This is a genomic window from Planococcus sp. CP5-4_YE, assembly GCF_019042655.1.
GTDB lineage: Bacteria > Bacillota > Bacilli > Bacillales_A > Planococcaceae > Planococcus.
In genome coordinates, this window is the sequence record NZ_JAHPZO010000004.1 from 74,627 (window position 1) to 99,926 (window position 25,300).

At 48.9% G+C, this 25,300-nt stretch carries 28 protein-coding genes; 6 read left to right on the top strand and 22 right to left on the bottom strand.

The annotated features are described in order from the left end of the window. Positions 1-22: 22 nt before the first annotated feature. Positions 23-700: an SOS response-associated peptidase gene (locus KTG14_RS06940; RefSeq protein ID WP_216970240.1), complete on the bottom strand. Its 678-nt coding sequence runs from the start codon at positions 698-700 to the stop codon at positions 23-25. Between the two features lie 164 nt (positions 701-864). Between KTG14_RS06940 and KTG14_RS06945 the strand changes: the two genes are divergently transcribed. Both KTG14_RS06945 and KTG14_RS06950 read left to right on the top strand, forming a co-directional pair. Next, a complete protein-coding gene (locus KTG14_RS06945; RefSeq protein WP_216970241.1) occupies positions 865-1,296 on the top strand; it encodes a hypothetical protein in 432 nt (143 codons plus the stop codon). Between the two features lie 119 nt (positions 1,297-1,415). After that, positions 1,416-2,612, top strand: coding sequence for an MFS transporter (locus KTG14_RS06950; protein WP_216970242.1), 1,197 nt, complete (start codon positions 1,416-1,418; stop codon positions 2,610-2,612). A gap of 14 nt (positions 2,613-2,626) precedes the next feature. Here the strand turns inward: KTG14_RS06950 and KTG14_RS06955 are convergent, their stop codons facing one another. From KTG14_RS06955 to KTG14_RS06965, 3 genes are all read right to left on the bottom strand, one after another. Further along, positions 2,627-4,270: an SLC13 family permease gene (locus tag KTG14_RS06955; RefSeq protein ID WP_216970243.1), complete on the bottom strand. Its 1,644-nt coding sequence runs from the start codon at positions 4,268-4,270 to the stop codon at positions 2,627-2,629. 249 nt (positions 4,271-4,519) lie between these two features. Continuing rightward, positions 4,520-4,708 carry a hypothetical protein gene (locus tag KTG14_RS06960; RefSeq protein WP_216970244.1) on the bottom strand — a complete coding sequence of 63 codons (189 nt, stop codon included), beginning with the start codon at positions 4,706-4,708 and terminating at the stop codon, positions 4,520-4,522. 62 nt (positions 4,709-4,770) lie between these two features. After that, positions 4,771-5,247, bottom strand: coding sequence for a metal-dependent hydrolase (locus KTG14_RS06965; protein ID WP_216970245.1), 477 nt, complete (start codon positions 5,245-5,247; stop codon positions 4,771-4,773). 104 nt (positions 5,248-5,351) lie between these two features. Between KTG14_RS06965 and KTG14_RS06970 the strand changes: the two genes are divergently transcribed. From KTG14_RS06970 to KTG14_RS06985, 4 genes are all read left to right on the top strand, one after another. Then, entirely contained in the window at positions 5,352-5,981 is a 630-nt protein-coding gene (locus KTG14_RS06970) for a YfbR-like 5'-deoxynucleotidase (protein WP_216970246.1), read from the top strand. Between the two features lie 84 nt (positions 5,982-6,065). Continuing rightward, positions 6,066-7,382, top strand: a complete 1,317-nt coding sequence (locus KTG14_RS06975) for a hemolysin family protein (RefSeq protein ID WP_254178031.1) — start codon at positions 6,066-6,068, stop codon at positions 7,380-7,382. Positions 7,383-7,499: 117 nt separating this feature from the next. Then, positions 7,500-7,859 carry a YolD-like family protein gene (locus KTG14_RS06980; protein WP_216970247.1) on the top strand — a complete coding sequence of 120 codons (360 nt, stop codon included), beginning with the start codon at positions 7,500-7,502 and terminating at the stop codon, positions 7,857-7,859. A 107-nt stretch (positions 7,860-7,966) separates the two neighbouring features. Then, a complete protein-coding gene (locus KTG14_RS06985) occupies positions 7,967-8,857 on the top strand; it encodes a YihY/virulence factor BrkB family protein (RefSeq protein ID WP_216970248.1) in 891 nt (296 codons plus the stop codon). A gap of 41 nt (positions 8,858-8,898) precedes the next feature. Here the strand turns inward: KTG14_RS06985 and KTG14_RS06990 are convergent, their stop codons facing one another. The 18 genes from KTG14_RS06990 to KTG14_RS07075 all read right to left on the bottom strand — a co-directional run bounded on the left by KTG14_RS06990 (position 8,899) and on the right by KTG14_RS07075 (position 24,952). Beyond that, positions 8,899-9,870 carry a dipeptidase gene (locus KTG14_RS06990; protein ID WP_216970249.1) on the bottom strand — a complete coding sequence of 324 codons (972 nt, stop codon included), beginning with the start codon at positions 9,868-9,870 and terminating at the stop codon, positions 8,899-8,901. Continuing rightward, positions 9,870-10,232, bottom strand: coding sequence for a gamma-glutamyl-gamma-aminobutyrate hydrolase family protein (locus tag KTG14_RS06995; RefSeq protein WP_254178032.1), 363 nt, complete (start codon positions 10,230-10,232; stop codon positions 9,870-9,872). The genes KTG14_RS06990 and KTG14_RS06995 overlap by 1 nt, the downstream gene beginning before the upstream one ends. Further along, a complete protein-coding gene (locus KTG14_RS07000; RefSeq protein ID WP_216970251.1) occupies positions 10,198-10,569 on the bottom strand; it encodes a hypothetical protein in 372 nt (123 codons plus the stop codon). Before KTG14_RS07000 ends, KTG14_RS06995 begins: the two co-directional genes overlap by 35 nt. A 226-nt stretch (positions 10,570-10,795) precedes the next feature. Beyond that, positions 10,796-11,719: a ribose ABC transporter substrate-binding protein RbsB gene (gene rbsB / locus KTG14_RS07005; RefSeq protein WP_216970252.1), complete on the bottom strand. Its 924-nt coding sequence runs from the start codon at positions 11,717-11,719 to the stop codon at positions 10,796-10,798. A gap of 12 nt (positions 11,720-11,731) precedes the next feature. Then, on the bottom strand, positions 11,732-12,676 hold the full coding sequence (locus KTG14_RS07010) for an ABC transporter permease subunit (RefSeq protein ID WP_249222139.1): 945 nt from the start codon (positions 12,674-12,676) through the stop codon (positions 11,732-11,734). Beyond that, positions 12,657-14,159: a sugar ABC transporter ATP-binding protein gene (locus KTG14_RS07015; RefSeq protein ID WP_216970389.1), complete on the bottom strand. Its 1,503-nt coding sequence runs from the start codon at positions 14,157-14,159 to the stop codon at positions 12,657-12,659. The genes KTG14_RS07010 and KTG14_RS07015 overlap by 20 nt, the downstream gene beginning before the upstream one ends. A 26-nt stretch (positions 14,160-14,185) precedes the next feature. Beyond that, positions 14,186-14,572, bottom strand: coding sequence for a D-ribose pyranase (gene rbsD, locus KTG14_RS07020; RefSeq protein WP_216970254.1), 387 nt, complete (start codon positions 14,570-14,572; stop codon positions 14,186-14,188). Then, entirely contained in the window at positions 14,569-15,444 is an 876-nt protein-coding gene (gene rbsK / locus KTG14_RS07025; RefSeq protein ID WP_216970255.1) for a ribokinase, read from the bottom strand. The genes rbsD and rbsK overlap by 4 nt, the downstream gene beginning before the upstream one ends. Beyond that, positions 15,444-16,424 carry a LacI family DNA-binding transcriptional regulator gene (locus KTG14_RS07030; RefSeq protein ID WP_216970256.1) on the bottom strand — a complete coding sequence of 327 codons (981 nt, stop codon included), beginning with the start codon at positions 16,422-16,424 and terminating at the stop codon, positions 15,444-15,446. Before KTG14_RS07030 ends, rbsK begins: the two co-directional genes overlap by 1 nt. 144 nt (positions 16,425-16,568) lie before the next feature. Then, positions 16,569-16,937, bottom strand: a complete 369-nt coding sequence (locus KTG14_RS07035) for a hypothetical protein (protein WP_216970257.1) — start codon at positions 16,935-16,937, stop codon at positions 16,569-16,571. 78 nt (positions 16,938-17,015) lie between these two features. Then, positions 17,016-18,428 carry an MBL fold metallo-hydrolase gene (locus tag KTG14_RS07040; RefSeq protein ID WP_216970258.1) on the bottom strand — a complete coding sequence of 471 codons (1,413 nt, stop codon included), beginning with the start codon at positions 18,426-18,428 and terminating at the stop codon, positions 17,016-17,018. 161 nt (positions 18,429-18,589) lie between these two features. Next, positions 18,590-19,411: an enoyl-CoA hydratase-related protein gene (locus KTG14_RS07045; protein ID WP_254178033.1), complete on the bottom strand. Its 822-nt coding sequence runs from the start codon at positions 19,409-19,411 to the stop codon at positions 18,590-18,592. Next, positions 19,389-20,291: an NAD(P)H-dependent flavin oxidoreductase gene (locus KTG14_RS07050; RefSeq protein ID WP_216970260.1), complete on the bottom strand. Its 903-nt coding sequence runs from the start codon at positions 20,289-20,291 to the stop codon at positions 19,389-19,391. Before KTG14_RS07050 ends, KTG14_RS07045 begins: the two co-directional genes overlap by 23 nt. Continuing rightward, positions 20,284-21,465, bottom strand: coding sequence for an acetyl-CoA C-acetyltransferase (locus KTG14_RS07055; protein WP_216970261.1), 1,182 nt, complete (start codon positions 21,463-21,465; stop codon positions 20,284-20,286). Before KTG14_RS07055 ends, KTG14_RS07050 begins: the two co-directional genes overlap by 8 nt. 122 nt (positions 21,466-21,587) lie before the next feature. Next, complete coding sequence (locus KTG14_RS07060; protein ID WP_216970262.1) at positions 21,588-21,947, bottom strand: MaoC/PaaZ C-terminal domain-containing protein; 360 nt, start codon at positions 21,945-21,947, stop codon at positions 21,588-21,590. Next, positions 21,919-22,371, bottom strand: coding sequence for an FAS1-like dehydratase domain-containing protein (locus KTG14_RS07065; protein ID WP_216970263.1), 453 nt, complete (start codon positions 22,369-22,371; stop codon positions 21,919-21,921). Before KTG14_RS07065 ends, KTG14_RS07060 begins: the two co-directional genes overlap by 29 nt. A gap of 44 nt (positions 22,372-22,415) precedes the next feature. Beyond that, positions 22,416-23,468 (bottom strand): phosphotransferase family protein, encoded by a 1,053-nt coding sequence (locus KTG14_RS07070; RefSeq protein ID WP_216970264.1) that lies wholly within the window; start codon positions 23,466-23,468, stop codon positions 22,416-22,418. 257 nt (positions 23,469-23,725) lie between these two features. Beyond that, positions 23,726-24,952, bottom strand: coding sequence for an acyl-CoA dehydrogenase family protein (locus tag KTG14_RS07075; RefSeq protein ID WP_216970265.1), 1,227 nt, complete (start codon positions 24,950-24,952; stop codon positions 23,726-23,728). Positions 24,953-25,300 lie beyond the last annotated feature (348 nt).

The following is a 25,300-nucleotide window of genomic DNA, read 5'->3' on the forward strand; positions in this document are numbered from 1 at the left end:
TCCCCTTTGCATGAAAGTGTGATCATCCGATTTTCCGAATCAATTCTTGTCCTTTGTTTTTAGGGGAATTGACTGCGCCAGATACTTCGTAGGCTTCCAACTTTGCCGCATTGTAAGGCTTGAGGAGTTTTTGCAACAACTCGGGATCCTGGATATTCGGATCCAGCCAGGCCGTCTCATCGTGCTTTGATAAAATCACCGGCATGCGGTCATGAATATCCGCCATCAAGGCATTGGGCTGCGTCGTCAAAATCGTGCAGCTATGGATCAATTCCCCTTCTGGCGATTCCCACGACTCCCACAGCCCTGCAAATGCGAACAATTCATCGTCCTCCAAATGAATGAGCATCGGCGTTTTGCCTTCCTGTCCTTTTTTCCATTCGTAAAATGCATTTGCCGGAATTAGGCAGCGTTTTTTCTTGAAGGCGCTTCGGAAACTTGGTTTTTCTGCCGCTGTCTCCGCACGCGCATTGATCATTTTGTAGCCGATTTTTTGATCTTTCGCCCATGAAGGGATAAGCCCCCAACGGAATGTCCCCAGCCGATTGCGCTTGCCGTCATTGATAACCGCGGCAATCTGCTGGGAAGGCGCCACATTGTAATTCTCTTCGTAGGAAGCCCGGTCGAGCGCGGCTTCTTCTATCTCAAAACGCTCGAGCAACGCTTCGTAATCTGCATATAACGCAAATCTTCCGCACACTGAAATCCTCCCCTTCTTTAAAGTGGATTGGCTTACCTCCAATATAACAGATTTTTCAAACTTCTCTAGCAATCTGCTATACATTCCTTTAGTTACGCCCTTTCTGCGTACAATCCAAAAGAATGTTATAATGGGAAGACTATAAGGAAATGAGGAGGAATTGCATGGCTACTGCGCGCGAAATGAATTTGGTCAATAAGGATCTTTTGGTTGAGGAATTGGGCCTCAAGCAATTCGGCAACTCGAATGTGTTTTACAATGAGGACTTTTTTGTCCTTTCTCCGTCTGTGCAACGTTACGAAAAAGGCTTTGATGTAAGTGAGTACAACCTATCGAAATACGACCCCGAGAAGCATCAAGGATTTGTCATCGTCCGCTATATGGACACGTTCCTGATGGCTAAACTTGAAAGTTTCATCGATAAAATGATGCCGCCTGAACTGCAATTGAAGAAAAAGAACGTGAAGCCGCATTGGAAGTTTACGGTTGTCGAAAACCCGGCCTATCATCTCGTGAATACCCAAAACAAGGAATTACGCTATCGCCTGCAAGAACCTACCCGTAAACAAATCCTTGCGTATTTCAATAAGCTTTAACGTCCAGCCCGCATTTTTCCTGCGGGCTTTTTTACATCCTTTTGGCCGTTTCCGCTCATTGTTCCATGCGTGGTAGAATGGATGGCAGAGGTTTAGAGGAAATGGAAGTGATTGACTCCATGGAAAAACACAAATATACGGTACACGACCGTGAATTCTGGAAAATTATTGCGAGCCTGCTTTTGGCTTCGTTATTTATTTTTGCCAATATCTATGCCGTCCAGCCTTTGCTGCCAGTATTTGTTACGGATTTCGGGGTGTCGGTCTCGACTTCCAGCCTGTCTCTTTCCTTGACGATTATTGGATTGATCGCGGGATTGGTCATTCTCGGATTTTTCTCTGACCGCAACGGCCGCCGCGCCTATATCATCTGGTCGCTGGCCGGGTCTGCCATTCCTTTTTTCATCCTTCCGTTTGTCGAATCCTTCAGTATTTTTCTCGCACTGCGCTTACTCCAAGGCTTCGCGCTCGCCGGAGTTCCGGCTGCGGCGCTCGCCTATATCAGCGAAGAAATCGATCGCAAGAATATTGCCTATGCTACCGCTTTGTACATATCGAGCAATGCCCTTGGTGGCATGCTCGGACGGGTCCTGACAGGTTTTTTGACCGATGCGTTTTCCTGGCAGATGACCTTTTTCGCGTTTGGCTCGACTGGTCTTGCATTATTTATCGCTGTATTTTTCCTATTGCCCCACTCGTACCATTTTGAACCGAGCGAGCTGAGCTTTTCTAAAGATATCGAAGGGTTTTTGTTCCATTTGAAAAATCCGGCACTGCTTGTTGTGTTCGGCCTCGGAGCGATCCTCCAAATCGCTTTTACCGGCGTTTGGACCTATTTGCCCTTCCATCTCGAAGCGCCGCCCTTCTCCATGTCGCTGCAGGCCATTTCCTATCTATTCTTCGCCTACGGCATTGGGGTTATCGGTTCGCCGCTTGCCGGGCGCGCTGCTGAAACATTCGGTTTGAGGCGGGTGCGCATCATTGGGGTTTTCATTTTTTCAGCTGGCGTATTGATGACGCTCGGCACTGAACTGTGGATGGTAGCAGTCGGCTTATGCATCACTTGCCTCGGGTTTTTCACAGCCCATTCACTGACTGCCGCTTCTGTCGGCCAGCAAGCGGCACATCATAAAGGCAGCGCATCAAGCTTATATCTCGTGTCCTACTATATCGGCGTCGCCGCAGGCAGTTCATTGCTCAGCCCCATCTGGACCCGTTTTGGATGGAACGTACTGATCCTTCTTTGCGCAATAATGCCGGCGCTTTATGTGTTGATCGTTACGTGGTACAGAAAAAGAGCCGCCTCGATTGCATGAGGCGGCTCTTTATTTTATTCCAAGAACTGCGCAGGCGTGCTCAGTAAATCAATGCCCCAGACGAGCGGCAGGAAGTAGTAGACAGCAAGGCCGACAAAAACGATCCCGAAGACGTTCAGGATGAATCCGGCCCTCGCCATGTCGATGATTTTCAAATAACCTGAACCAAAGACAACAGCATTCGGCGGCGTCGCCACTGGCAACATGAATGCACAGGAGGCCGTCACAGCGGCCGTCACCATCAGCGCATATGGATGAATGCCGAGAGCGACTGCCAACGAAGCCATGATCGGGAACATCATCGACGCCGTAGCAGTATTGGAAGTGATTTCTGTCAGGAACAGCACGAATGCCGCAACGACAAGAACAATGATCAGGACATTAACTCCTTGCAAACCGATCAATTGGCCGCCTACCCATTCAGAAAGTCCTGATTGAGTGAAGCCTGCAGCAATCGCCAGACCGCCCCCAAAGAGCAGCAAGATGCCCCATGGCAATTTAACGGCTGTCGACCAATCCAGCAAATGGTCGCCTTGTCGGTTTTTCGACGGAATGGCAAACAAAATCAGTGCAGCAATCAATCCGACCATCGCATCGTTCAAGCCAGGCAAGAATTCCACCAGCAGGAACGAACGGGTGATCCAAGCAAAAGCTGCCAGCAGGAAGATCGCAAAAACGATTTTTTCTTCATAGGAAGCGTTGCCAAGTGCCGTCTTTTGTTCTTTAATGACGGCGCTGCCTCCTGGCAATTCTTTTAATTTCAACGGAAACGCTATTTTGATCAGATAAAACCAGGCCACAAAGATAAAAATCCAAGCAAGCGGCACGCCGAACAGCATCCACTCCGCAAAAGTGATTTCAATGCCATAGATTTCATTGACCGCACCGGCAAGCAACGTATTCGGCGGCGTCCCGATCAAGGTCGCGATTCCGCCGAGAGACGCGGAATAGGCAATGCCGAGCATGAGCGCTTTGCCGAAGCTGAAGTTTTCCCTGGATGTATCGATGGAGTCGTCGTGTTTCAGCGCTTCCGACACCTGGTAAATGATGGCCAACCCGATCGGCACCATCATCATGGCTGTGGCTGTATTGGAAATCCACATCGACAAGAACCCAGTCGCCACCATGAATCCGAGAATGATCCGTTCGGTATTCGTGCCGATCAATGCAATGATGGTCAAAGCAATGCGTTTATGCAAATTCCATTTTTCCATCGTCAAAGCGATCATAAAGCCGCCCATGAACAGGAAAATCGTATCGTTTCCATAAGCGGACGTGGTCGCTCCTACGTCCAATCCCCCAGTTAACGGAAACAGCACAATCGGCAAGAGCGAAGTCGCGGGAATTGGAATCGCCTCGGTGATCCACCACGTCGCAATCCATATAGTGCTCGCAAGTATCGCTTTTGCTTCCGGGGTCAAGCCTTCCGGATTCACGAACAGCATCGTTAAGAGGAATAGCAAAGGGCCGAGGAATAGCCCGATCAGCTGCGGCGTATTGTAACTTTTCTTTTTGAAGCGTTCATCGTATGTACCTGCGTCTTCTGCACGGTCACGCTCATCCCCCGGGGAAGTCGGGCCGGGCTTGGCGAAAAAGCGCAGCATGTCTTTTGCTTGATCGTGCTTTGCCCACATCCAGTGCCATGTCGTTGAAATCATTTTATCCCTCCATTTTTTCGAATAATGAAAATTGTTTAATTATTCCACTTGTTTAAGTGTAGCCGTTTTCATTTTCCTGGACAAGGGCTGCACTACTCTCTTTGCGTAGAGCTTTCACATTTCTTCATAGCGATTCTATTGTTTATATTTTTCTATAGCCAATATAGAATAGGCTGCTCGAACAAAGCTTGAAGCCGCAAAAAAGAAGCTGCCAATTAGTTTCGGCAGCTTCCCTCTAGGCAAAATTTATTATTTGCTTTCCGATTCGCCGATCGGATTCCGTTCATCACCGACGCCGGTATTGCTGTGGGCGCCTTCTTTTCTCATCTTCTGTCCATCTTCTTTGGATTCACGGTCAATCCCTTCGAACTCTTCACGTTTTCTTCGATCAGTATTCCTTGAAGGGTTGGCATCTTTGGAAAATTCGTCTCTAGGCATTACGCTTCCTCCTCTTGGACTGCTTGCCCTTCCTATTCCCTAAGGACACTGCTTAAAACTTATTACGCAAAGTTGAACAAATTATAGCCGAAATAAACCGACAGGACCGACAAGGCAGCAAATACCAGATGTTCCGTGAAGCTGCCGGTCGATGTCGTAAGCGGCAAGCGCACCGTCACGCGCAGTGGGAACAATAGTTTTACGCCTCTTTTCGTTGCCATGTCCAGTATGATATGACTGATCATGCCGACAAGAACGCCCATCGCCAAGGCTTCATTCGGCAACACTGACTGAAACAAGGCAGTCATGAGCAGCAAAAACAGCAGGCTGTGGGTGAAAGTCCGATGGCCAAACAATGTGCTGATCAGTTTTGATAAAATCGGCAGGCTCCTGCCGATCTTGCTCGAGCCGTGGCAAATATCCGGGATTAACGCTCCGGCAACTCCACCGATCAATAAGATAACTGGCTCGTAATGGGAAACTTGCGCAAATGCCAGACTTGCTGCGATGCCGCCCGTGATGTGTGTTTTTCCTGTCATAGCTATTTGTGCTCCTTTATCAATAAAATGGTTCATTGATTTCTATTATAACGTTTTTCGGGTATGCTGAAGACAAGGAAATTAGCAAAAAGGAGTCGTTTTTCATGGGAATTCACCGTTTTTTCACCTCATTAAATGATTTGGAGCGAATCAATCGTGCACCAGGGCGCTTTAAATTCGAAGAGCATAATGTTGCTGCGCATTCTTGGAAAGTCAGCCAGTATGCCATGTTCTTCGCCACTATCGAAGAACGCGAAGGCCAGCCTGTCGATTGGAAATCGCTTTACGAGCGGACGATCAACCATGATTTTGCGGAAGTCTTCATTGGCGACATCAAAACCCCGGTGAAGTACGCATCCCCCGAACTCAAGGAAATTCTGGCAAAAGTCGAGGAAGGGATGATGGAAAAATTCATCTTGAAAGAAATTCCGGAAGAATTTCAAGAAGTGTTTTTTGAACGCATGAAAGAAGGAAAAGATGAGTCGCTCGAGGGCAGGCTATTGGAGTTTGCCGATAAGCTCGACCAATTCTACGAAGCGTTTGCGGAGCTGAAGCGCGGAAATACCGACAAAGAGTTCTTGAAAATGTATCGGATTGCACTCAGCAAGATCCTCGGCCTGCCACTTACTGCCAGTGTAGATTATTTCCGCGATGTCATCCTGGACGACATCATGACAGAGGATACGGCAATTGATATCCGCAAAATCACCAAGCGCGTGCTCGAAGCCCATTAATGGATTTTCTGGGCATCCCTTGCTGACTTGTGATAAATTAGAACAAACTACCTCGGAGGTGAATCCCTTATTTAAGGGAATTTATTGGACCCCATACTTTTACTGAATTTAGCTCTTCTCGTCTTACTCATTGCATTAACCGCATTTTTCGTCGGCACGGAATTTGCCGTCGTCAAAGTCCGCATGTCGCGCATCGAACAACTGATTGAGGAAGGCAATAAACAAGCCGTCACTGTCAAAAAAGTCGTTGGCGACCTGGACTATTATTTGTCCGCTTGCCAACTTGGCATCACGGTGACCGCCCTTGGCCTAGGCTGGCTAGGGGAACCGACTGTTGAGCGCCTTCTTCACCCGTTATTCGACTGGCTCGGCGTGCCTTCAGCCGTGTCGACGATTGTCTCGTTCGCCTTCGCTTTTGCGTTGGTGACATTTTTGCACGTCGTCATCGGGGAATTGGCGCCGAAATCGCTGGCTCTTCAGTTTGCGGAACGGATGACTTTGTCGTTGGCGCCTGCGCTATATTTCTTCGGGAAAATCATGTACCCGTTCATTTTCGTATTGAACGGCTCTGCCCGTTTGCTGCTTCGTATGATTGGCGTCGAACCTGCGGGCGAACAGCAAGCCCATTCAGAAGAAGAACTGAAGATTATCATGGCACAGAGTTTCCAGAGCGGCGAAATCAACCAGACGGAGCTTTCCTATATGCAGAATATCTTTGCATTCGATGAGCGCAGTGCCAAGGATGTCATGATCCCGCGCACACAAATGGTCGCTTTTCCGGACGATTTGTCCACTGAGGAGTTGCTCGCTGAACTTCGGGAGCACCGCTTTACGCGCTACCCGATTGCACGCGACGGCGACAAAGATGATCTTATCGGTTTCATCAATGCGAAGGAAGTGCTGACCTATTATGCGATCAACAGCAATGTTCAAATGACGGAACTCATCCACGACCTGCCCTATTTCCACGAGACGACGCCTTTGCAGATGGCGCTCGTGAAAATGCAGAAAGACCGCACCCACATCGCCCTTGTCATCGATGAATACGGCGGCACGTCCGGCCTGATTACGATGGAAGATATTCTCGAAGAGATTGTTGGGGAGATCCGAGATGAGTTTGATGAAGAAGAAGAAGCTGAAATCGTGAAAGAAAGCGACACTCGTTATGTAGTAAATGGCCGCGTCCTGTTGAAAGATTTGGAAGAGCGATTCAGCCTAAAATTTGCAGATAGCGACGAAATCGATACGATAGCCGGTTGGATGCAGCATCAACTCATCGAAGCCGAAGCTGGGGATTCATTTGAAAAAGGCGGCTACCAATGGGAAATCGTTGCAATGGAAAACCACCACATCCTCAAAATCGCTTTCGAGACACTGGAAGAACCGGAAATCCACGCGTAAACAGGACTGCCTATCGGCAGCCCTGTTTTTTTTTTGGAAAAGAAGTGATTGACCATCCCCCATTACTTCTTTAACATAAGAACAAGTGTTCTTATATTAAAGAGAGGAGTGGTGAAGATGAAAAAGAATCAGCATTTGACGGTGAAAGGCGACATCTTGGACAGGGGGCAATTGAAATGGGGTGCACTAATGCTGCCGGAACATGTCCGAATGCTGCGGGAGTGGCGGGCCGATGAACCTTCCATGCATAAGCCCCATCTTGATGAAGAAGAACTTGGTTTATTGCAGGAGGAAATCAGCATTGCGCATCAGCGGCAATGCATGGTGGAACTGCGCTATTGGGACGGCGGGCTGGCAACCGCGACGGGTGTTATCGCCTCCATCGACCTGCTTGGCCAAACTATGACAGTAAAGTCTGGAGACAATGTGGTTCACATTATTTTCAACGATCTCATTGGCATCCGCTTAATCGATTAACCTGGTATAAAAAGGCGTAAAACGGTAAATTTACTTTTTCAGGGTTATCGCTTGGCTGCAACGGGCATATACTTAATAACTTTACTAAAAAATGGAGGTACGAAGTTATGAGCAAAGTGACGTCTTACGCTAAAGAACTAGGGTCGGAATTTAAGAAAGATAATGCGACGACACTTGCGGCAGCCCAGGCTTATTATTATTTATTGGCAATTGTTCCTTTATTGATATTGCTATTGGCTATCCTGCCGTATTTACAGCTTGACCCACAGCGGGTAGTCGATTTTATCGGCAGCATCCTGCCAGGCGAAGTTGCAGAAACCTTTCAAGAAAATATTATTAGTGTCGTGACGACACCATCCGGCGGTCTCTTGACTTTCGGTATTTTGGGTACTCTTTGGTCAGCATCCAATGCAATGACGGCGTTTATTGATGCGACGAACCAAGCATATGACGTAGAGGAAACGCGGTCGTTCATTAAGAAAAAAGCAGTGGCAATCATGTTAACGCTATTCATGTTAATTGCTGTAATCGTTGCGTTGGTCCTGCCTATTTTTGGCGGTGCAATTATCAATATGCTTACCGATTTACTGAACTTGCCTCAACAAACAGAAATTATCTTCCAAGTACTTCGCTGGGTCATTTCCATTGCGGTTATGAGCTTGGTACTGGCTATGCTTTACAAATTTGCACCGAACAAGCAATTCCCATTTAAGGAAGTTATCGTCGGGGCATTCATCGCTACGGTTCTCTGGCAGCTTGTTTCTCTTGGCTTCTCTTTCTATGTATCGAACTTCGGAAACTTTTCTGCTACTTACGGAAGCCTTGGTGGATTAATCATCCTAATTCTTTGGTTCTTCCTGACCGGCTTGATCCTGGTTGTTGGAGCTGAAATCAACGCGATTCTGCACCGCCGCAAGCATGCCAAGAGCGACACCGAAGAAAGCAAATTGCAAACTGCTGAATCGGGTAATACAGAGTCTTCAATGAATAAGTATTAATGCCAAAAGCCATCCGCTGATTCACTAGCGGATGGCTTTTTTTATATTTTCCGGTTTGCTTCTCCAATACCGGGCCGATGCGCCAGGAAGTTCCGAAACGCGAATCCTTCCACCTGGGTTTCCGAATAGCGTTTTTGCAAAGCATCGATTAAATTGGGGTAAGCTGAAGCATTTTCAAGCTTTGTGACATGATCGAAAATCCCATCGAAATCAGATCCCAGGCCGATATGGTGTTCTCCGCCGAGCGCACAAAGATGGTCGACATGGCGCAGCAAATCCTCAATCGTCGCCTGCTGGCTTCCGTGGTTGATGAACTCCGGACAAAACACGACATCAATCAAGCCGTTACGCGAGAACATCGCTTCGATTTGCTCATCATCAAGATTCCGTGGATGGTCGCATAATTTACGCACATTGGAATGGCTCGCAATCGGATACTCAGCGAGTTCCATCACGTCCCAAAATCCGTCGACTGACAAATGGGACACGTCCGTGAAAACCCGATGGTCATTATTCAGTTGCACCACTTGCTTGCCAAGCAGCGTCAACCCGCCGCCTCTCGGTTCACCGACCCCGTCCGCGCAGAGATTGGCGAAATTCCATGTCAGCCCAAGCGACAGTAGGCCAAGCCTGTAGAGGTGCCGAAGTTTCGCAAGATCATTTCCGAAGCCATCCGCCCCTTCGAGCGCGAGCACAGCACCGATTTCATCCGGGTCCAGCGTGTCGATATCTTCCCAATTGCGGATGTGTTTCATGAGCGGCTGCGCGAGCACTTCGCTATAGAACACATCGACCTGCTCCAATGCGTGCTGCCATTTCTCATTGTCCGGCAGTTCTGGATGCACGAACACCGCGAAAAACTGGACTTTCACACCGCCTTGCCGCAAGCGCAGAAAATTGGTGTCGAGCTCTTCCCCATCGAAAAAGCGCACCGGCTTTCCCCAAAACAATTCCTTGCGCTTCGCCACCTGCAGTTTCAATAGGGCATCGCAATGCGTATCGATGATCTGCACTATTCATCCCCCTCTTCCGTGCATGCGCGAACAAAGCCTTCGAAGATCCGTAGAGAGGCTGCCTCGCCTGCACACGCCATATTTTCCGGATGCCACTGCAGCCCAAGCGCGAAACCATGCTCTTTGCTTTCAATCGCTTCTATGACTCCGTCGCTTGCGATGCCGGAAACGAGATAATGATCCGGCACTCGGCGGTTCGACTGGTGGTGGCGGCTATTGACCTTGAGCTTCAGAGAATCTGTCAGCCTGTGCAACAGCGAACCTTCCGCTACTTCGACAAAATGAGAGCCATGCTCTCTCGGTGCACGCTGCTGGTGCTGCAACAGGTTACCCGCCAATTGTGACGGTGTATCCTGATACATGTCCCTGCCAGCTGGGATATTCAAAATCTGGGCGCCGCGGCAAATCGCCAGCGGTCTCCACGATGATCGACCCGGCATCATAATCTTTATTCGGTGAGAAAGTCAATACGTGATCGTATATCTTTTCCCCACTTTCCGCTTTTCGGATACTGACTGCTGCCAGCGCACCGTCCAAGCGTCCAGTTTGAAGAATATCATTTACTTGCGCAGTTAATGCTGCATATTCACTGTTTGCCCCTGCCCTCTTCCCATCCCTCCCCATCTGCAATGGAGATACCGCGTGAGTCCCTGCCAGCACGAGCAATCCCGCTGCTCTCCATCGATTCAATTTCGCCATTTTATTTCCTCCTCCAAATGGTTTACAAAAAATGTACCATAAATAAAATTAGAATTTTATGATATCTGAATAATCAGAACTAACGACTTACTACTATCTTATATTATTATTAAAAAAATCCAAATAAAATCTATGTTTTTCTTCAATTCTTTTTCGCTAGGTTCTTTCCGCCTAGCTCCATTAAAAAAACCGCCCCGGCAAAAATGCCGGTACGGTTTCATCTTTATTATTGCTGGATCAATTCCAATTCTACTGGAATCGATGCTTCCACTTCTTCGCCATCCAAATGCTGGATTGCTGTTTCAACAGCCATTTCACCGATCAATTCCGGTTTTTGGGCAATCGTTCCGGCAAGCCGGCCTTCTTCAACTGCTGCAACAGCGTCATTCGTTGCATCAAAACCGACAACTGTAACATCTTTTCCGGAAGCTTCGATTGCTTCAAGCGCACCGAGTGCCATTTCGTCGTTATGCGCAAACACTCCTGTTACATCAGGGTTTGCTTGCAGAATGTTTTCCATGACTGATAAACCTTCTGCCCGGTTGAAGTTCGCCGTTTGTTTGGCGACCACATCCAAGCTTTCTGTTGCAACATTATTGAATCCTTCTCCACGCTCGCGTGCTGCCGAAGATCCTGGTACGCCTTCAAGCTCCGCTACTTGCGCACCTTCACCCACAAGTGACAACAAGTAATCACCAGCCATTTCGCCGCCTGCTACGTTATCCGAAGCGATATGGGAAACAACTTCGCCGCTTTCTGCACTGCGGTCTACAGTAATAACAGGAATATTGGCATTATTTGCAGAGGCCACCGCCGAAGCTACGGCTTCAGAATCAACAGGGTTAATCAAAATCATATCTACACCTTGTTGGATTAAATCTTCTACATCACTCGCTTGTTTCGATGCATCGTCTTGCGCATCAACTACCGATAAGCTTGCGCCCAGTTCGGAAGCTTTGGCTTCCGCGCCTTCGCTCAATGTCACGAAGAACGGATTGTTCAATGTCGAAATCGAGAAACCGACTGTGTAATCGCCACTCGCTTCTTCACCGCCTGTTGTTTCTTCTGAATCTGAACCTGGTGCTTCCATCGAACATGCGGCCAAAACCATCATTGCCAAAAGGACGAACATCAATAACATTTTCTTCATTTCTACCACTCCTTATGCTGTTTTTTTACGGTCTAGCAATACTGCAAGCAATATAACGGCACCCTTCACCACTTGCTGGAAGAAGGAGGAAACCCCGATCAAGTTCAAACCATTGTTCAAGACACCGATAATCAAAGCACCTATCAAGGTACCGACAATCCAGCCGCGGCCGCCTGTCAAACTCGTTCCCCCAAGCACGACGGCTGCGATGGCATCGAGTTCAAACATCTGGCCGGCTGTCGGCTGAGCTGAATTCAAACGTGAAGTCAAGATCAGCGACGCCAGTGCAGCAAGTGCCCCGACCAAGGAATATACGTAAATTTTGATGCGGTCGGCGTTAATTCCCGAAAGCACGGAAGCTTCCTCGTTGCCGCCGACTGCGTAGACGCGACGCCCGAAGGTCGTTTTCTTCAAGATGAAATAAAGAATTCCAAAACTGATAAGCATTGTCACGACCGGTATCGGAATACCGAGGAAATAACCTTTACCGAGCATCTGGAAAGCCATGCTGTCGCCTAGCCCAGAAATCGGCCGGCCTTCTGTGTAGACGAGCGTTAAGCCACGATAAATGGTCATCGTCGCAAGCGTCGCGATGAATGGTGCCACCTTGCCTTTCGCGATGATGACACCGTTGATGGCTCCGAGAACTGCTCCGAGGAACAGCCCCAACAGCATCGCTAAGATCGGGTCAATTCCTGAAGCCATCATGCCGGCTGTCACAGCACCCGTAAGCGCCAAGATCGAACCGACCGATAAGTCGATGCCGCCGGTCAAGATGACAAAGGTCATGCCGAATGCGATCAACGCATTGATCGACACTTGCCGGAGGACGTTCAAAATATTGCTCATGGATAGAAAACTTGGATTTATTGCGGTAATGATAATGATGATTAAAATCAAACCAATAAACGGCGCGATTTTTTGGAACAAGCTTGTATTAGCGGACTTCAGCTTCAAGTTTTCCACCTCCTGTTGCATAATGCATAATCGTTTCCTGAGTCATTTTCTGTTTCGGCACATCTGCCGTCAGTTTGCCTTCGTGCATGACGAGCACGCGGTCGGCCATGCCAATCACTTCCGGAAGTTCGGAAGAAATCATCAAGATGGCGACGCCACGAGCTGCCAATTCGTTGATGATCGAATAAATCTCTTTCTTGGCACCGACATCGACTCCACGTGTCGGTTCATCGAGTATGAGCACATCCGGTTCGATGCCGAGCCATTTCGCAATGACGACTTTTTGCTGGTTGCCTCCGCTGAGCGATTTGGCCGCCTGATCAGGCCCTGAAGTCCGGATCCCGAGGCGTTTCACCATCCGGTCATACAGGCTGCGTTCTTTGTCTTTCGACAGCAGGCCCTTATTAGAAATCGATTCGAAGTTCGCCATGCTAATGTTTTCTTCTACAGTAAAATCGACGATCAACCCTTCGGTTTTGCGGTCTTCAGTGACGTAGCCGATCCCAAGCCCTTTCGCTTTTTGCGGATTGTCGATTTTCACTGGCTTGCCATCAAGTTCCACCGTTCCTGAATCCGCTTTCTTATATCCGAATAGCGACTGCGCCACTTCTGTGCGCCCTGCCCCCATCAGCCCGGCAATCGACACGATTTCCCCTTTGTGGATATCGAAGGATACATCTTCAAAGCATCCTTTACGCGTTAAGCCTTTAACTGACAGCTTCACGTCACCGATTGCCGAATTCCGTTCCGGGAAACGGTCGCCGAGTTCACGGCCGACCATCAACTGGACAATTTCTTCGAAGCTAGTTTCGCTAATCTTCCGTTCACCAACAAATTCACCGTCGCGCAAAATGGTGATGCGGTCACATAATGAAAAAATTTCTTCCATGCGGTGTGAAATATACACAAACGAGACGCCGCGCTTTTGCAGCTCGCGGATCGTCACGAATAGAGTTTCAATCTCGCGGTCTGTGAGCGCTGCCGTCGGTTCATCCATGATGATCATTTCCGCCTCCATCGACAATGCTTTGCCGATTTCCACCAATTGTTGCTGGCCTACTGACAACGTACTCGCTGGAAGGGATGGATCGATATCGAGCCCCAAATCCCCCAAGATCTTTTTCGTTTTCCGTTCCATGTCCTTGGTCTTCAGGATGCCTGTGCGGCCAACGGTTTCCTCGCGGCCGAGAAAGAGGTTGTCCGCAATCGACAGGTGCGGCAAGATATTCAATTCCTGGTGAATGACGGCAATGCCTTCTGCCTCTGCCTGTTTCGGCGAAGTGAATTCGACCTTTTTTTCTTTGACTTCCACCGTTCCCGAGTCACGGGTGTAGATGCCCGACATGATTTTCATCAAAGTCGACTTGCCGGCGCCGTTCTCGCCCATTAAGGCGTGGATTTCGCCTTTTTGCAGTGAGAAATGGACATTCTTCAAAACCATATTGCCGCTGAACGACTTGCAAATATCGGTCATGTTGATCATTTGAATCATTTCGTTCACCTGCCTCATTAAAAGATGACACCCGACTGGAGAATGACATTCGCATAAGGGCTTGCTTCCCCTGTGCGGATAATCAGTTTGGCGTTATGGCTCATCGCCTTTAGTTCCTTATGGCTTATGTAGCGGCAATCCAATTGCTCATGCATACCGGCTTCCAATCCTTTATTGTGATCGCTTATTTCCCGGGCAATATAAGCAACTTCTGCTTCAAAGTCCTCGAGCACGGCATCCAGCACCGTTTGAAAAGACGGCTCCCCGATGCGGTACGAAAGATCGACGCATGGCACATGCTCGGGCACTGGCAGCCCGCAATCAGCAATGACAAGCAAATCCGTATGCCCAAACCGTGCCAATTGACCGGCGATGTCACGATTGATCATGCCTTGTTTTTTCATTTTGCTGCCTCCATCCGGGAAACGACTTCTGCGTGGTTCGGCATGCCGCCTTGTGCGCCAAATTTCTCGACCGATATCGAAGCTGCTGCATTGGCGAAACGTACCGCATCCTTGAAATCACTGCCTTCCGCTAATGCCACTGCTAAGGCACCATTAAAAGTGTCTCCCGCGCCCGTTGTATCGACCGCTTGTGTCGGAAAGCCTTCGACTGTTACGTGCTTGTCGCCGTCGAAATAGCGGGCACCGTTTTTCCCGAGCGTCACGATCATGCGGTTCGGATAGCGTTCCAATTCCAATTCCCAGTTTTCTCCGAACAGCTCTTCCGCTTCGGTTTCATTCGGTGTCAAGAAGTCCGCTTGTTTCATCGCCTCCGTAAATCCACCGGCTGGGGCTGGATTCAAAATGGCCGGTACCCCGAGCTCTTTAGCAAGTTGCAATGTATATTCCACGACCGGAATCGGCAGTTCCAATTGCAAGATGACCATTGAACTTTTTTCGATCACTGATTGCTGTGCATCGACGTCCGATTTCGTCAGTTCGTGGTTTGCGCCTGGTACGACAATGATGCGGTTGTCGCCTTCTGATAAGAGGATATTGGCGATTCCGCTTGCCCCGTCGGTTTTTTTGATGCCTTGTGTATTAATCTGTTCTTTTTCCAGCCCTTCGAGAAGCTGTGTGCCGAACGCGTCGCTGCCGACTGCCCCGATCATATGGACTTGATCGCCGAGCCTCGCTGCGGCGACTGCCTGGTTGGCGCCTTTCCCTCCAGAGACGGTCGTATATAAATTGCCTAGCACTGTTTCACCTTGCTTCGGAAATTTTTCCGTTCCGACGACAAGATCCATATTGATACTTCCTACCACTGTAATCATCATTCCACACTCCTTGTTGTGCCACGTAATATCAACTTGACCGGAATTTCGTAGAAGCTTTCTTCCACAGGTTTGTTCTCGATTCGCTTGATCAGGACGCGCGTTGCGATCGCGCCCATTTTATAGACATCCTGTGCAACGGTCGAGAGCCCGGGCGACAGCATCTCACCCATTGCGATGCCGTCGAATCCGACGATCTGCAAATCATCCGGCACGTTTCTGCCGAGTATTGCCGCTGCCTTCAAAGCCCCAGCGGCTGACACATCACTCGAAGCGAAAATCCCATCGATTTTCGGGCCTTTCTGTAATTCATGTTCCACAATCTTTTGCGACTCCGCATAATGGAACGGGCAAGTGACGATGCGGTAGTCGACATCCGATTTTCCGATCGCTTCCATGAACCCTTCATAGCGGTCATTGGCAGGGTTCAGCGCTTCTGGTCCCCGCAGGAACAAGATGTTTTGGCATCCCCGCTCGAGCAACGCATTGGTCCCAAGCACTGCTCCTTCTTTATTGTTCGATGACACAATCGGAATATTTTCATTGATCGCACGGTCAAGTGCCACAATCGGCAGCTTTGTATCAGCGTAATGCGGCGCATCCAACTGGTTGGATGTGACGATAAAGCCGGCGATGTATTTTTTCTTCAAGGTTTCAATATAGTTTTTCTCTTTTTTCGGATCTTCGTCGGAATTGCACAAAATAACGGTATATCCGTAGCTCAGCGCTACGTCCTCTACGGCCCGCGCAAGTTCCGGAAAAAAAGGATTGGTGATGTCCGGTAAAATGAGCCCAATCAAATTGGAACGTTTCGTATTCAAAGAGCGCGCGACCGGATTCAATTCATATTCCAATTCCTCGACGGCTTCTGTTACCGCTTTGGCGGAATCTGCGCTGACATAGCCGCTGCCATTCAAAAACCGTGAAACCGTCGCAACGGAAACGCCTGCTTTTTTCGCTACATCTCTGATCGTTGTCATCGCTCTTCTCCGTTCTTAGGTTATATGTAACCGGTTACACATACTATAAAACTTCCTTTTCTTCTTGTCAACGCGGTTTTTCATTTCAGTTTCTTTCACAAGCACATAAAAATACCCCGACAATTGAAGTCGAGGTTTTAAATATTACTTAGCAATCATTCGCTCACCGCAATTTTCTTCGGTTAGGCTATAGCTGATGACATTCTTATCTTTCTTTCGAAGCAAGCGGACAGCCATATTCTTTTCCATTTTATCAGAAGCGATAATGTGGATCGGGCTGTCCTTTATTTCTTCGTAGCCACGGATGAAATAAGCGACCGGTAGTTCGAATGCGCCTTCGATGGGATCTTTATAGGAAATATTATAGGCTCTCACATCCAGCAAGAGAATATCACCATTTTCTTTCACGTTGTCAGCACAATCGTGCTTGACCCCTTTGGCCGTGACAAAGCGTTTATAGAAACCGTTGGAGCCGGCAAGAGCCAGCAGCGCAATCGGGATGCCAATGCTCATTGTTTCGATCTTCCCCTTCTGGATTGTGTTTTTCAAAGGAAAACCGCCGAAGCCAAAACTTAAGCGGTTGTGTCCCTATTATTGTTTAATGGATGCGACTTCTTGCTGCCATTTGTTATAGCCGCCTGCCATATTGACCAAGTTATCGATCCCGTTCGCTTTTAGGACGCTTGCCGCGATAGCGGAACGGGCGCCGGCCTGGCATTGGACAATGATTGTTTTGCCTGTAGCGACTTCATCCAGGCGATTTTTCAAGGTGCCAACCATGATGTGCTGGGCGTTGTCAATATGTCCTTCGTTGAACTCTGTCTGGTTGCGGACATCGAGCACGTACGCTTCGCCTTTTTCGACCATTTCATCCGCCTCGGATGGTGAGACGTTTTCATAAGAAGCCAAGTTTTCAGCTTGCGCCATGACATTTTCCGCCTCTGCAAAACCGTAGACTTCATCGATTCCGACCGAACGGAGGGCGACTAATGCTTCATCGAGCACTTTCGTATCGACAAGAAGATAGAGCGGCTTGTTGTAATCGACGACCCAGCCTGCCCAGTTCGTGAAGGAATTGTTGAATGGGATGTTGATCGTTCCTTGGATATGGCCTTTGCTGTAAACATCTGCCGGGCGCATATCAAGCACTTGCTTGCCTTCAGCAAGCAGCGCTTCGATATCTGCAGCTGATGTGATTTCTTTGAGTTCAGGCAAGTCTTGGATCAACTGTGGCCCGACTTTATTGACCGATTTCATCACCGCGAAATAATACGGCGGTTCCGGCTGTCCTTCGAGCAAGGCTTTTTTGAAAGAAGCTTCATCCTCGAATTGCATCGCCCAGTTAAAAGCTTTTTCGTAGCCGACTGTCGTCGATGGCACTGCACCGAGCGATTTACCACAAGCGGACCCTGCGCCATGCGCTGGCCAAACTTGCAAATAATCCGCAAGCGCTTTGAAGCGTTCGATCGACTTGAACATCGCAACAGCACCCGACTCGGAAGTTCCTTGGATGCCTGCAGCTTTTTCGAGAAGATCCGGGCGCCCGACATCACCGACAAAGACGAAATCGCCTGTAAAGATGCCCATCGGCTTGTCTGCAGATCCACCTTTATCGGTCAATAGGAATGAAATGCTCTCCGGGGTATGGCCTGGTGTATGCATCACGTCAAATATCAGGTTGCCGATTTTGAACTGGTCGCCGTCTGTCAATAATTGATGGCTGATTCCCTCCAGGTTCTGATATTTCCAATCGGCATCGCCTTCATCTGAAATATAGAGCTTCGCGCCGAAACGGTCATTCAGTTCCCGTGAACCGGATACAAAGTCAGCATGGATATGCGTTTCAAGAGCACCGACAATATTCAGTTTCTCTTTTTTCGCCAGTTCTTCGTATGCTGTGATATCGCGCATCGGATCAACGACGACTGCTTCGCCTGTTTTTTGGCACCCTACTACATAAGATGCGTGAGCCAATTTTTCGTCATAGAAATATCGTAATAACATGGAATCAATCTCCTTTTGTCTGTTTTCGTTTTCTTAAAACCAATATACCCCTAAGGGTATAAAATGTAAACACATATGCTTCATATTTTCCGCAATCTTCACTTACTCAATAAAAAAGCTGCTAAAGCGCAGTTACAGCGCTTTAGCAGCTTAAGAACAATTTATTTTTCAATGAAGAAATCCGGAAGTTCGCTCGCTTTCATCGGAAACTCCGCTTTACGCTTGTCGACAAAGGATTGGATGCCTTCATCCGCATCGGCATTGTTCCCCGCCCAGTGAAGGAATTTCGATTCCGCGAGATGCGACTCGTGCGGATGATCCGCCCCAAGCATCTTCCATAATAATTGGCGCGTGAAACTGTTCGATGTGGCGGCGGTATTTTCTGCAATTTCCCGGGCAATTTCATACGCTTTTTCAAGCGGATCTTCCGATTCATATTGCATAAGCCCTGCTTCCACCGCTTCTGCTGTCGGGATGTAACGCCCTGTCAAGGTCCACTCGAGCGCTTTTCCTATACCGACGATTCGCGGCAAAAACCAGCCGGATGAAGCTTCTGGGCCGATTCCTCGGCGCCCGAAGACGAACCCGATTTTCGCATCTTTTTTGACGATGCGGATGTCCATCGGCAAGGTCATCGTCATGCCGATGCCGACCGCTGGGCCGTTGATGGCGGCGATAATCGGTTTTTTCACTTCATACACCTGGTTGCTGACCTGGCCGCCAAGGTCCCGGTACTCTTCCGCGCTTTGTTCGGAAGCAAAAGTCGAGCCGCCGTCCGATAAGTCCATCCCGGCACAAAACGCGCGCCCCGCCCCCGTCACGACGATGACACGCACAGCGTCGTCGTCGTTAACGTTTTGGTAGAAATGAAGCAACTCATCGTTCATTTTTTCTGTATAAGCATTCATTTTATCAGGACGGTTCAATGTTAATGTGAGAATCCCATCCGAAAGTTCTATTTTAATTGTTTCGTACAAGCGCATTCACCCCCTCTTCATATTCCCTTTCTAGTTGCTCGACTGCTCCCTTGACTGTTTCGCGTTTCGTCACCGTCGTTACCCCATGCCCAGCTGACCAAATATCGCGCCACGCTTTGGCATTGACAAGATGGGATAGGTCGACTTCCTTTTTAGGCTTCAAGGTTTTCGGATCGATGCCTTGTTTTTCAAGGCTCGGGATGAGGACGTTCACCGGAACTCCGCTGAACGAATCGGTATATAAAATATCTTCGATCGAGGAATCGATGACCATCTGCTTATAGTCTTCTGGGGCGCTGCTTTCTTCGACCGCCAAAAAGCGCGTACCCATATAGGCATAATCCGCACCCATCAATAAAGCAGCCGCCACATCTTGCCCGCTGGACAAAGAACCTGACAGGATAATCGTACCGTCAAAAAAACTCTTGACTGAAGCAATGAAGGCGAAGGGATTGAGTGTGCCGCCGTGACCGCCAGCTCCTGCGCACACAAGAATCAATCCGTCGACGCCGCTCTGTGCCGCTTTTTTCGCATGTTTGACATTTGCAACATCTGAATAGACGAGACCGCCGTATCCATGGACGATTTCAAGCACTTCCGCAGGCGAGCCGAGCGAGGTGATGACGATCGGCGGCTTATGCTCACGGATCAATTCGACATCTTCATCGTAGCGCTTGTTCGAGCCGCGGTGGCTGATAAAATTGACCGCCCACGGAATTTCACCGAGCGCTTCTTTCACTTCGACAAGCCATTTTGCACATTCTTCGGCGGGGCGCGCATTCAGTAAAGGGAACGAGCCGATAACGCCCGCTTTCCCGGATTCGATGACCATTTGAGGCGTCGACACAAGAAACATCGGCGCCACGATAACAGGAAGTTTAGGCATGTTCGATCACCACCGCAATTCCCTGGCCGCCGCCGATGCACAAACTGGCGACTGCATATTTTCCGCCGCGGCGCTTCAGTTCATAAGCCGCCGACAGCAAGATGCGTGCACCGCTCGCGCCGACCGGATGTCCTAGAGCAATTGCTCCGCCGTTGACATTCACTTTCGAACGGTCCAGCCCGAGCTCTTTTTCCACCGCCAAATATTGCGCCGCGAACGCTTCGTTCACTTCGACCAAATCGATATCATCCATTGTCAGCTCCGCTTTTTCGAGTGCACGCTGGATAGCGGGAGCCGGCCCGATGCCCATGATGGTCGGATCTACACCAGCCACATGCCAGGACACGATCCGCGCAATAGGCGACAAGCCGTGCTTTGTAACGGCATCTTCCCCTGCCACGACAAGAGACGCCGCCCCGTCGTTGATGCCTGAAGCGTTGCCCGCTGTTACAGAGCCGTCTTTTTTAAACGACGGGCGCAGTTTCGACAAGCCCTCTGTATTAGCATCCGGTTTGATGTGTTCATCTTTGTCGACCACAAGCGTGCCTTTGCGCGTTTTCACTTCGACACCGACAATTTCTTCATCAAACTGTCCGCCCGTTGCCGCTTTTGCTGCCCGTTGATTCGATTCGACCGCAAATGCGTCTTGCGCTTCACGTGAGATGTTGTATTGCTCCGCCAATTTTTCCGCCGTCATCCCCATGCCGCTTCCCGTATATTGATCGGTCAGCGTCGCAAGAAGCATATCTTCAAACTGCATCGGTCCCATCTTCGCTTTGCTGAAACGCTGGGTAAAATTCGCATAAGGCGACATCGACATATTTTCGGCGCCGCCGGCCAAGACAATATCCGCTTCCCCGAGCAGGATATGCTGCGCTGCGGAAACGACCGCCTGCGCACCGGACCCGCATAGCCGGTTCAAAGTTAAAGCTGGTACTTCCTGCGGGACGCCAGCATTTAAGCCGATGTGGCGCGCCAGATAAGCTGCATTGACGTTCGACTGGATGACATTTCCGTAAATGACGTGATCCACATGTTCCGCTTTGACCTTCGCTCTTTTGAGCGCTTCCACCGCTGTCGCTGTCCCGAGCTCTGTTGCATCGGTATTGGCAAACGAACCGCCGAATGCCCCAAATGCCGTTCTTGCCCCATCTACTAGGTATACACGTTTCATGTTCATGTCTCCTTTTCCCGCCCGCATCAGAAGGGCTTACATGTTTTCGCTTAATTAACAGAAAGATTAGTCTCTAACTTTATCGTATCGTTCAGTAAATGTATTCACGGAACAACAGCCAGTTATTCCATCTCAAAGCTGCCGACGAGCTTTCCAGTACCGGAAGTATCTTTGATCTGCAGCTCACCTGCATTCTCTGTCGTCAGCATCCCTTCGATGACAAATGCCTCGCCTGCATGTGCCATACTGACAAAGCGCACGGTGAATTTATTTAACTTCCTGTCCGGCAACCATTCTTCTATCGCCTCTGCTGCCCAGCCCATCAATAACATGCCATGGGCGATCGGTTCCTTGAGGCCTTTTTGGCGCGCCACTTTCGGTACTGTGTGAATTTCGTTAAAATCGCCGGACGCACCTGAATAGCGCACCATATCGATTGGCGCGAGTGCGTCTTTATGAATGTTCGGCAATTTCTGCGCCATGCTGTTCCCGCCTTTCGATTAAGGTTGCCCGCCCGATACGGACCACTTCACGGTTTTGATTGCGGTAAGTGGTTTCAAACTGGTAAAAACGCTTGTCTTTTTTATCGAATTGGTCAGTGAGCACGGCTTTCGCTGTAATGACATCCCCGCTGATAATATCTTCTCCATATTCGAAACTTTGCTCGCCGTGCAGGATATCATTCGGATCTAATCCCCACTGACTGAACAATTGATAAAAATCTCGTTCATTCCAGAAATCGATGACTGTCGTGTATGTAGGTGGGGCGGGGATATCCCGGTATCCCGCATCCAATGCTGCTTGCCTGTCAAAATAAACCGGATTCTGCAAGCCGAGTGCCCGCGCAAATTCCCGTACCTTGCCGGCTTCTACGCGAAACGGCGCGTAGTGAAATTCTTGCTCCATTGCTTTTCCCTCCTCTTTTTACACTTCCATTAGCAAGACGCCTGCTATAGTACTTCGCCCCTACGCGTCCGGTTGGCCATATCTATTAGATTCGCGACCGCTTTGTTTAAATGGCGGAAACGTTCATCTTCGATTTCGCCATTTTTCCAGCGATAATAGATTTGCTGCAAAATTCCAGCCAGTTTATAGAACCCGAACGCTAGGTAATAGTTGATATTCGATACATCGCGTCCGCTTTGCTTCGCATACTCTTCCACGAACTCCTTGCGGCTGTAGAAGCCAGGTTGACTCGAGATGACGTGGATGCCGATATCCGCATCTTCCGCTTGTCCCCAATAGGCTAAAGTCGATCCGACATCGCTGAGCGGATCGCCGATTGTCGACAATTCCCAATCAAGAACGCCGGTTGCAAGGCCCGGACTTTCTTCATCAATCACCATATTGTTTAACTTAAAATCATTATGGACGATCGTCGTTTCCCCGTTAACCGGTATATTCGCCGTAAGCCATCGCTCCAGCTCTTCAAGCCCGGCGATATCATCAGTTTTGGAGTGATGGTGGCGCTTGATCCACCCTTTTACTTGGCGCTCCATGAATCCCTCGGGTTTGCCCATCTCAGCAAGTCCGGCTTTTTTGTAATCGATCGCCTGTAACTGAACCAATGTTGAAATAACATTCTTGGAGATGACTGGCCCTACTTGTTCCGAGCTTCCAAATACTTCAGGGAGTTCTTGATCGATGACGAGTCCCTGTTTTTTCTCCATGACGTAAAAATGCTTGTCCATCACTTCGGGGTCTTCACAATACACATATGGTTCAGGTGCCAGCGGGAACACCGGATGCACTTTTTCGAGCATCTTGAATTCCCGTTCCATATCATGTGCTTTTGGCGGGATCTCTCCAAACGGCGGGCGCCTCAAGACGCCTTCCCAGTCCCCGATCTGCAGCAAGTAAGTAAGATTTGAATAGCCTTCAGAAAACTGGCGGACCTTCATCTCGCCTTCTGGCAATTGCGGAATCGCCTTGCGCAGGAAACGTTCGACTTTTGTCCAATCGACTTCTTGTGTTTTTTTTGTTTTCGGTGTTGTCTCACTCATAGTAATTCTCTCCAAGTCATTCGTATTTGAAAATCTTTTTCTCGGTTTCTTACTGAGATTACTAGTCTGCACATATCTTATCGATCACGGCGCCGGTCATTAATTGAAAACAAGTCATCGACACCTATGACCCGATGAATCCGACTCATATTTTATCGGCTCGACGCACTTATCTCTCCCAAGATCCGTTACAAATCAGCGAATCACTTTTTTCGCATATTCCACTCAGCAACACTAGCCTCATCTTGCTTATAAAATTACTGCCGTAATTCATTCGCTTTCAACTGTTCACGTAACTCCATTCGCCCAACGTCGCGTAAATGGACTTGGTCCGGGCCATCAACAAGACGCAAGGTGCGTGCATTTGCGTAATGTTCGGCAAGCGGGAAATCCTCTGTCAGTCCGGCGCCGCCGAATACTTGCATCGCCCGGTCGATGACGTTAATCGATACCCGCGGCGCAGCAATTTTGATCATAGCGATTTCTTTGCGTGCAGCTTTTGCGCCATGTTCGTCGATTTTGTGCGCAGCGTTCAAGGTCAACAGTCTGACCTGTTCAATTTCGAGACGGCTTTCGGCGATGATTTCCTTGATGACGTCTTTCTCCGCTAGTGTTGAACCGAAAGCGACGCGGCTTTCTGCCCGTCTGCACAGCAGTTCGAGTGCGCGTTCGGCAGCGCCAATTGCGCGCATGCAGTGATGGATGCGTCCTGGCCCGAGGCGGCCTTGCGCGATTTCGAATCCTCTTCCTTCACCGAGCAGCATATTGCTCGCCGGAACGCGGACATTGTCGTAATGCACTTCTGCATGCCCTTGCGGCGCATCGTCGTAGCCAAATACAGTAAGCGGGCGGACAATCTTGACGCCAGGCGTATCGAATGGCACTAGGATCATCGACTGCTGTTTGTGTTTTTCTGCATCTGGGTCGGTTTTTCCCATAACGATCGCAATGCTGCAGCGTGGATCCATAGCCCCTGTTGTCCACCACTTTCTAGCGTTGATGATGTATTCATCGCCTTCACGGATAATGCTGCTTTGGATATTGGTAGCATCGGATGAAGCAACATCCGGCTCTGTCATGGAGAAGCATGAGCGGATTTCACCGTTTAATAAAGGCTCGAGCCATTGCTTTTTCTGCTCGTCCGTGCCGTATTTCACAAACACTTCCATATTGCCGGTATCCGGCGCATTGCAATTGAAGATTTCTGGAGCGATGAGCGAGCGGCCCATAATTTCACATAAATGAGAGTATTCGTAGTTCGATAAACCGGCTCCATATTCCGGGTGATCGAGGAACAAATTCCATAAGCCTTGTGCTTTTGCTTTTTGCTTCAGCTCTTCGATGACCGGCGCGATGGTCCAGCGGTCGCTTGCCGTTTTCTTGTATTCTTTCACTGTCTGTTCAGCCGGATAGACGTATTCATCCATGAATTTCAATAACTCTTTACGTAGTTGTTCTGCTTGTGGCGATAATTCCTTAAGCATTGGATCGGCCTCCTGTTTCTTTTAATGTGTTTTTCAAGTCTTTCCGGACGCAGTGCGCGGAAGGCATTCTAGGAGAACAAATTGATCAATCAGCTTGAAGTTTATTGTCCTGTAATGACCGCTTGTTTTCTCTGTTGCGCGCTGCTTTGTTTACAAACAATTGATCGAACAATGAATGGAAATTCACCAATATCTTCACGAGCAAAAATTCTATCGTTGCTTTGACTATCAAACGAAACTCTCTCGGGAGTAAATGAAAGCACTTACATATTATTTAAAAAAAATAAAACATCTAAACATTCACTAAACTATATTCAGAAAAAGTATATCTTTTCCTTTTTTGAATTA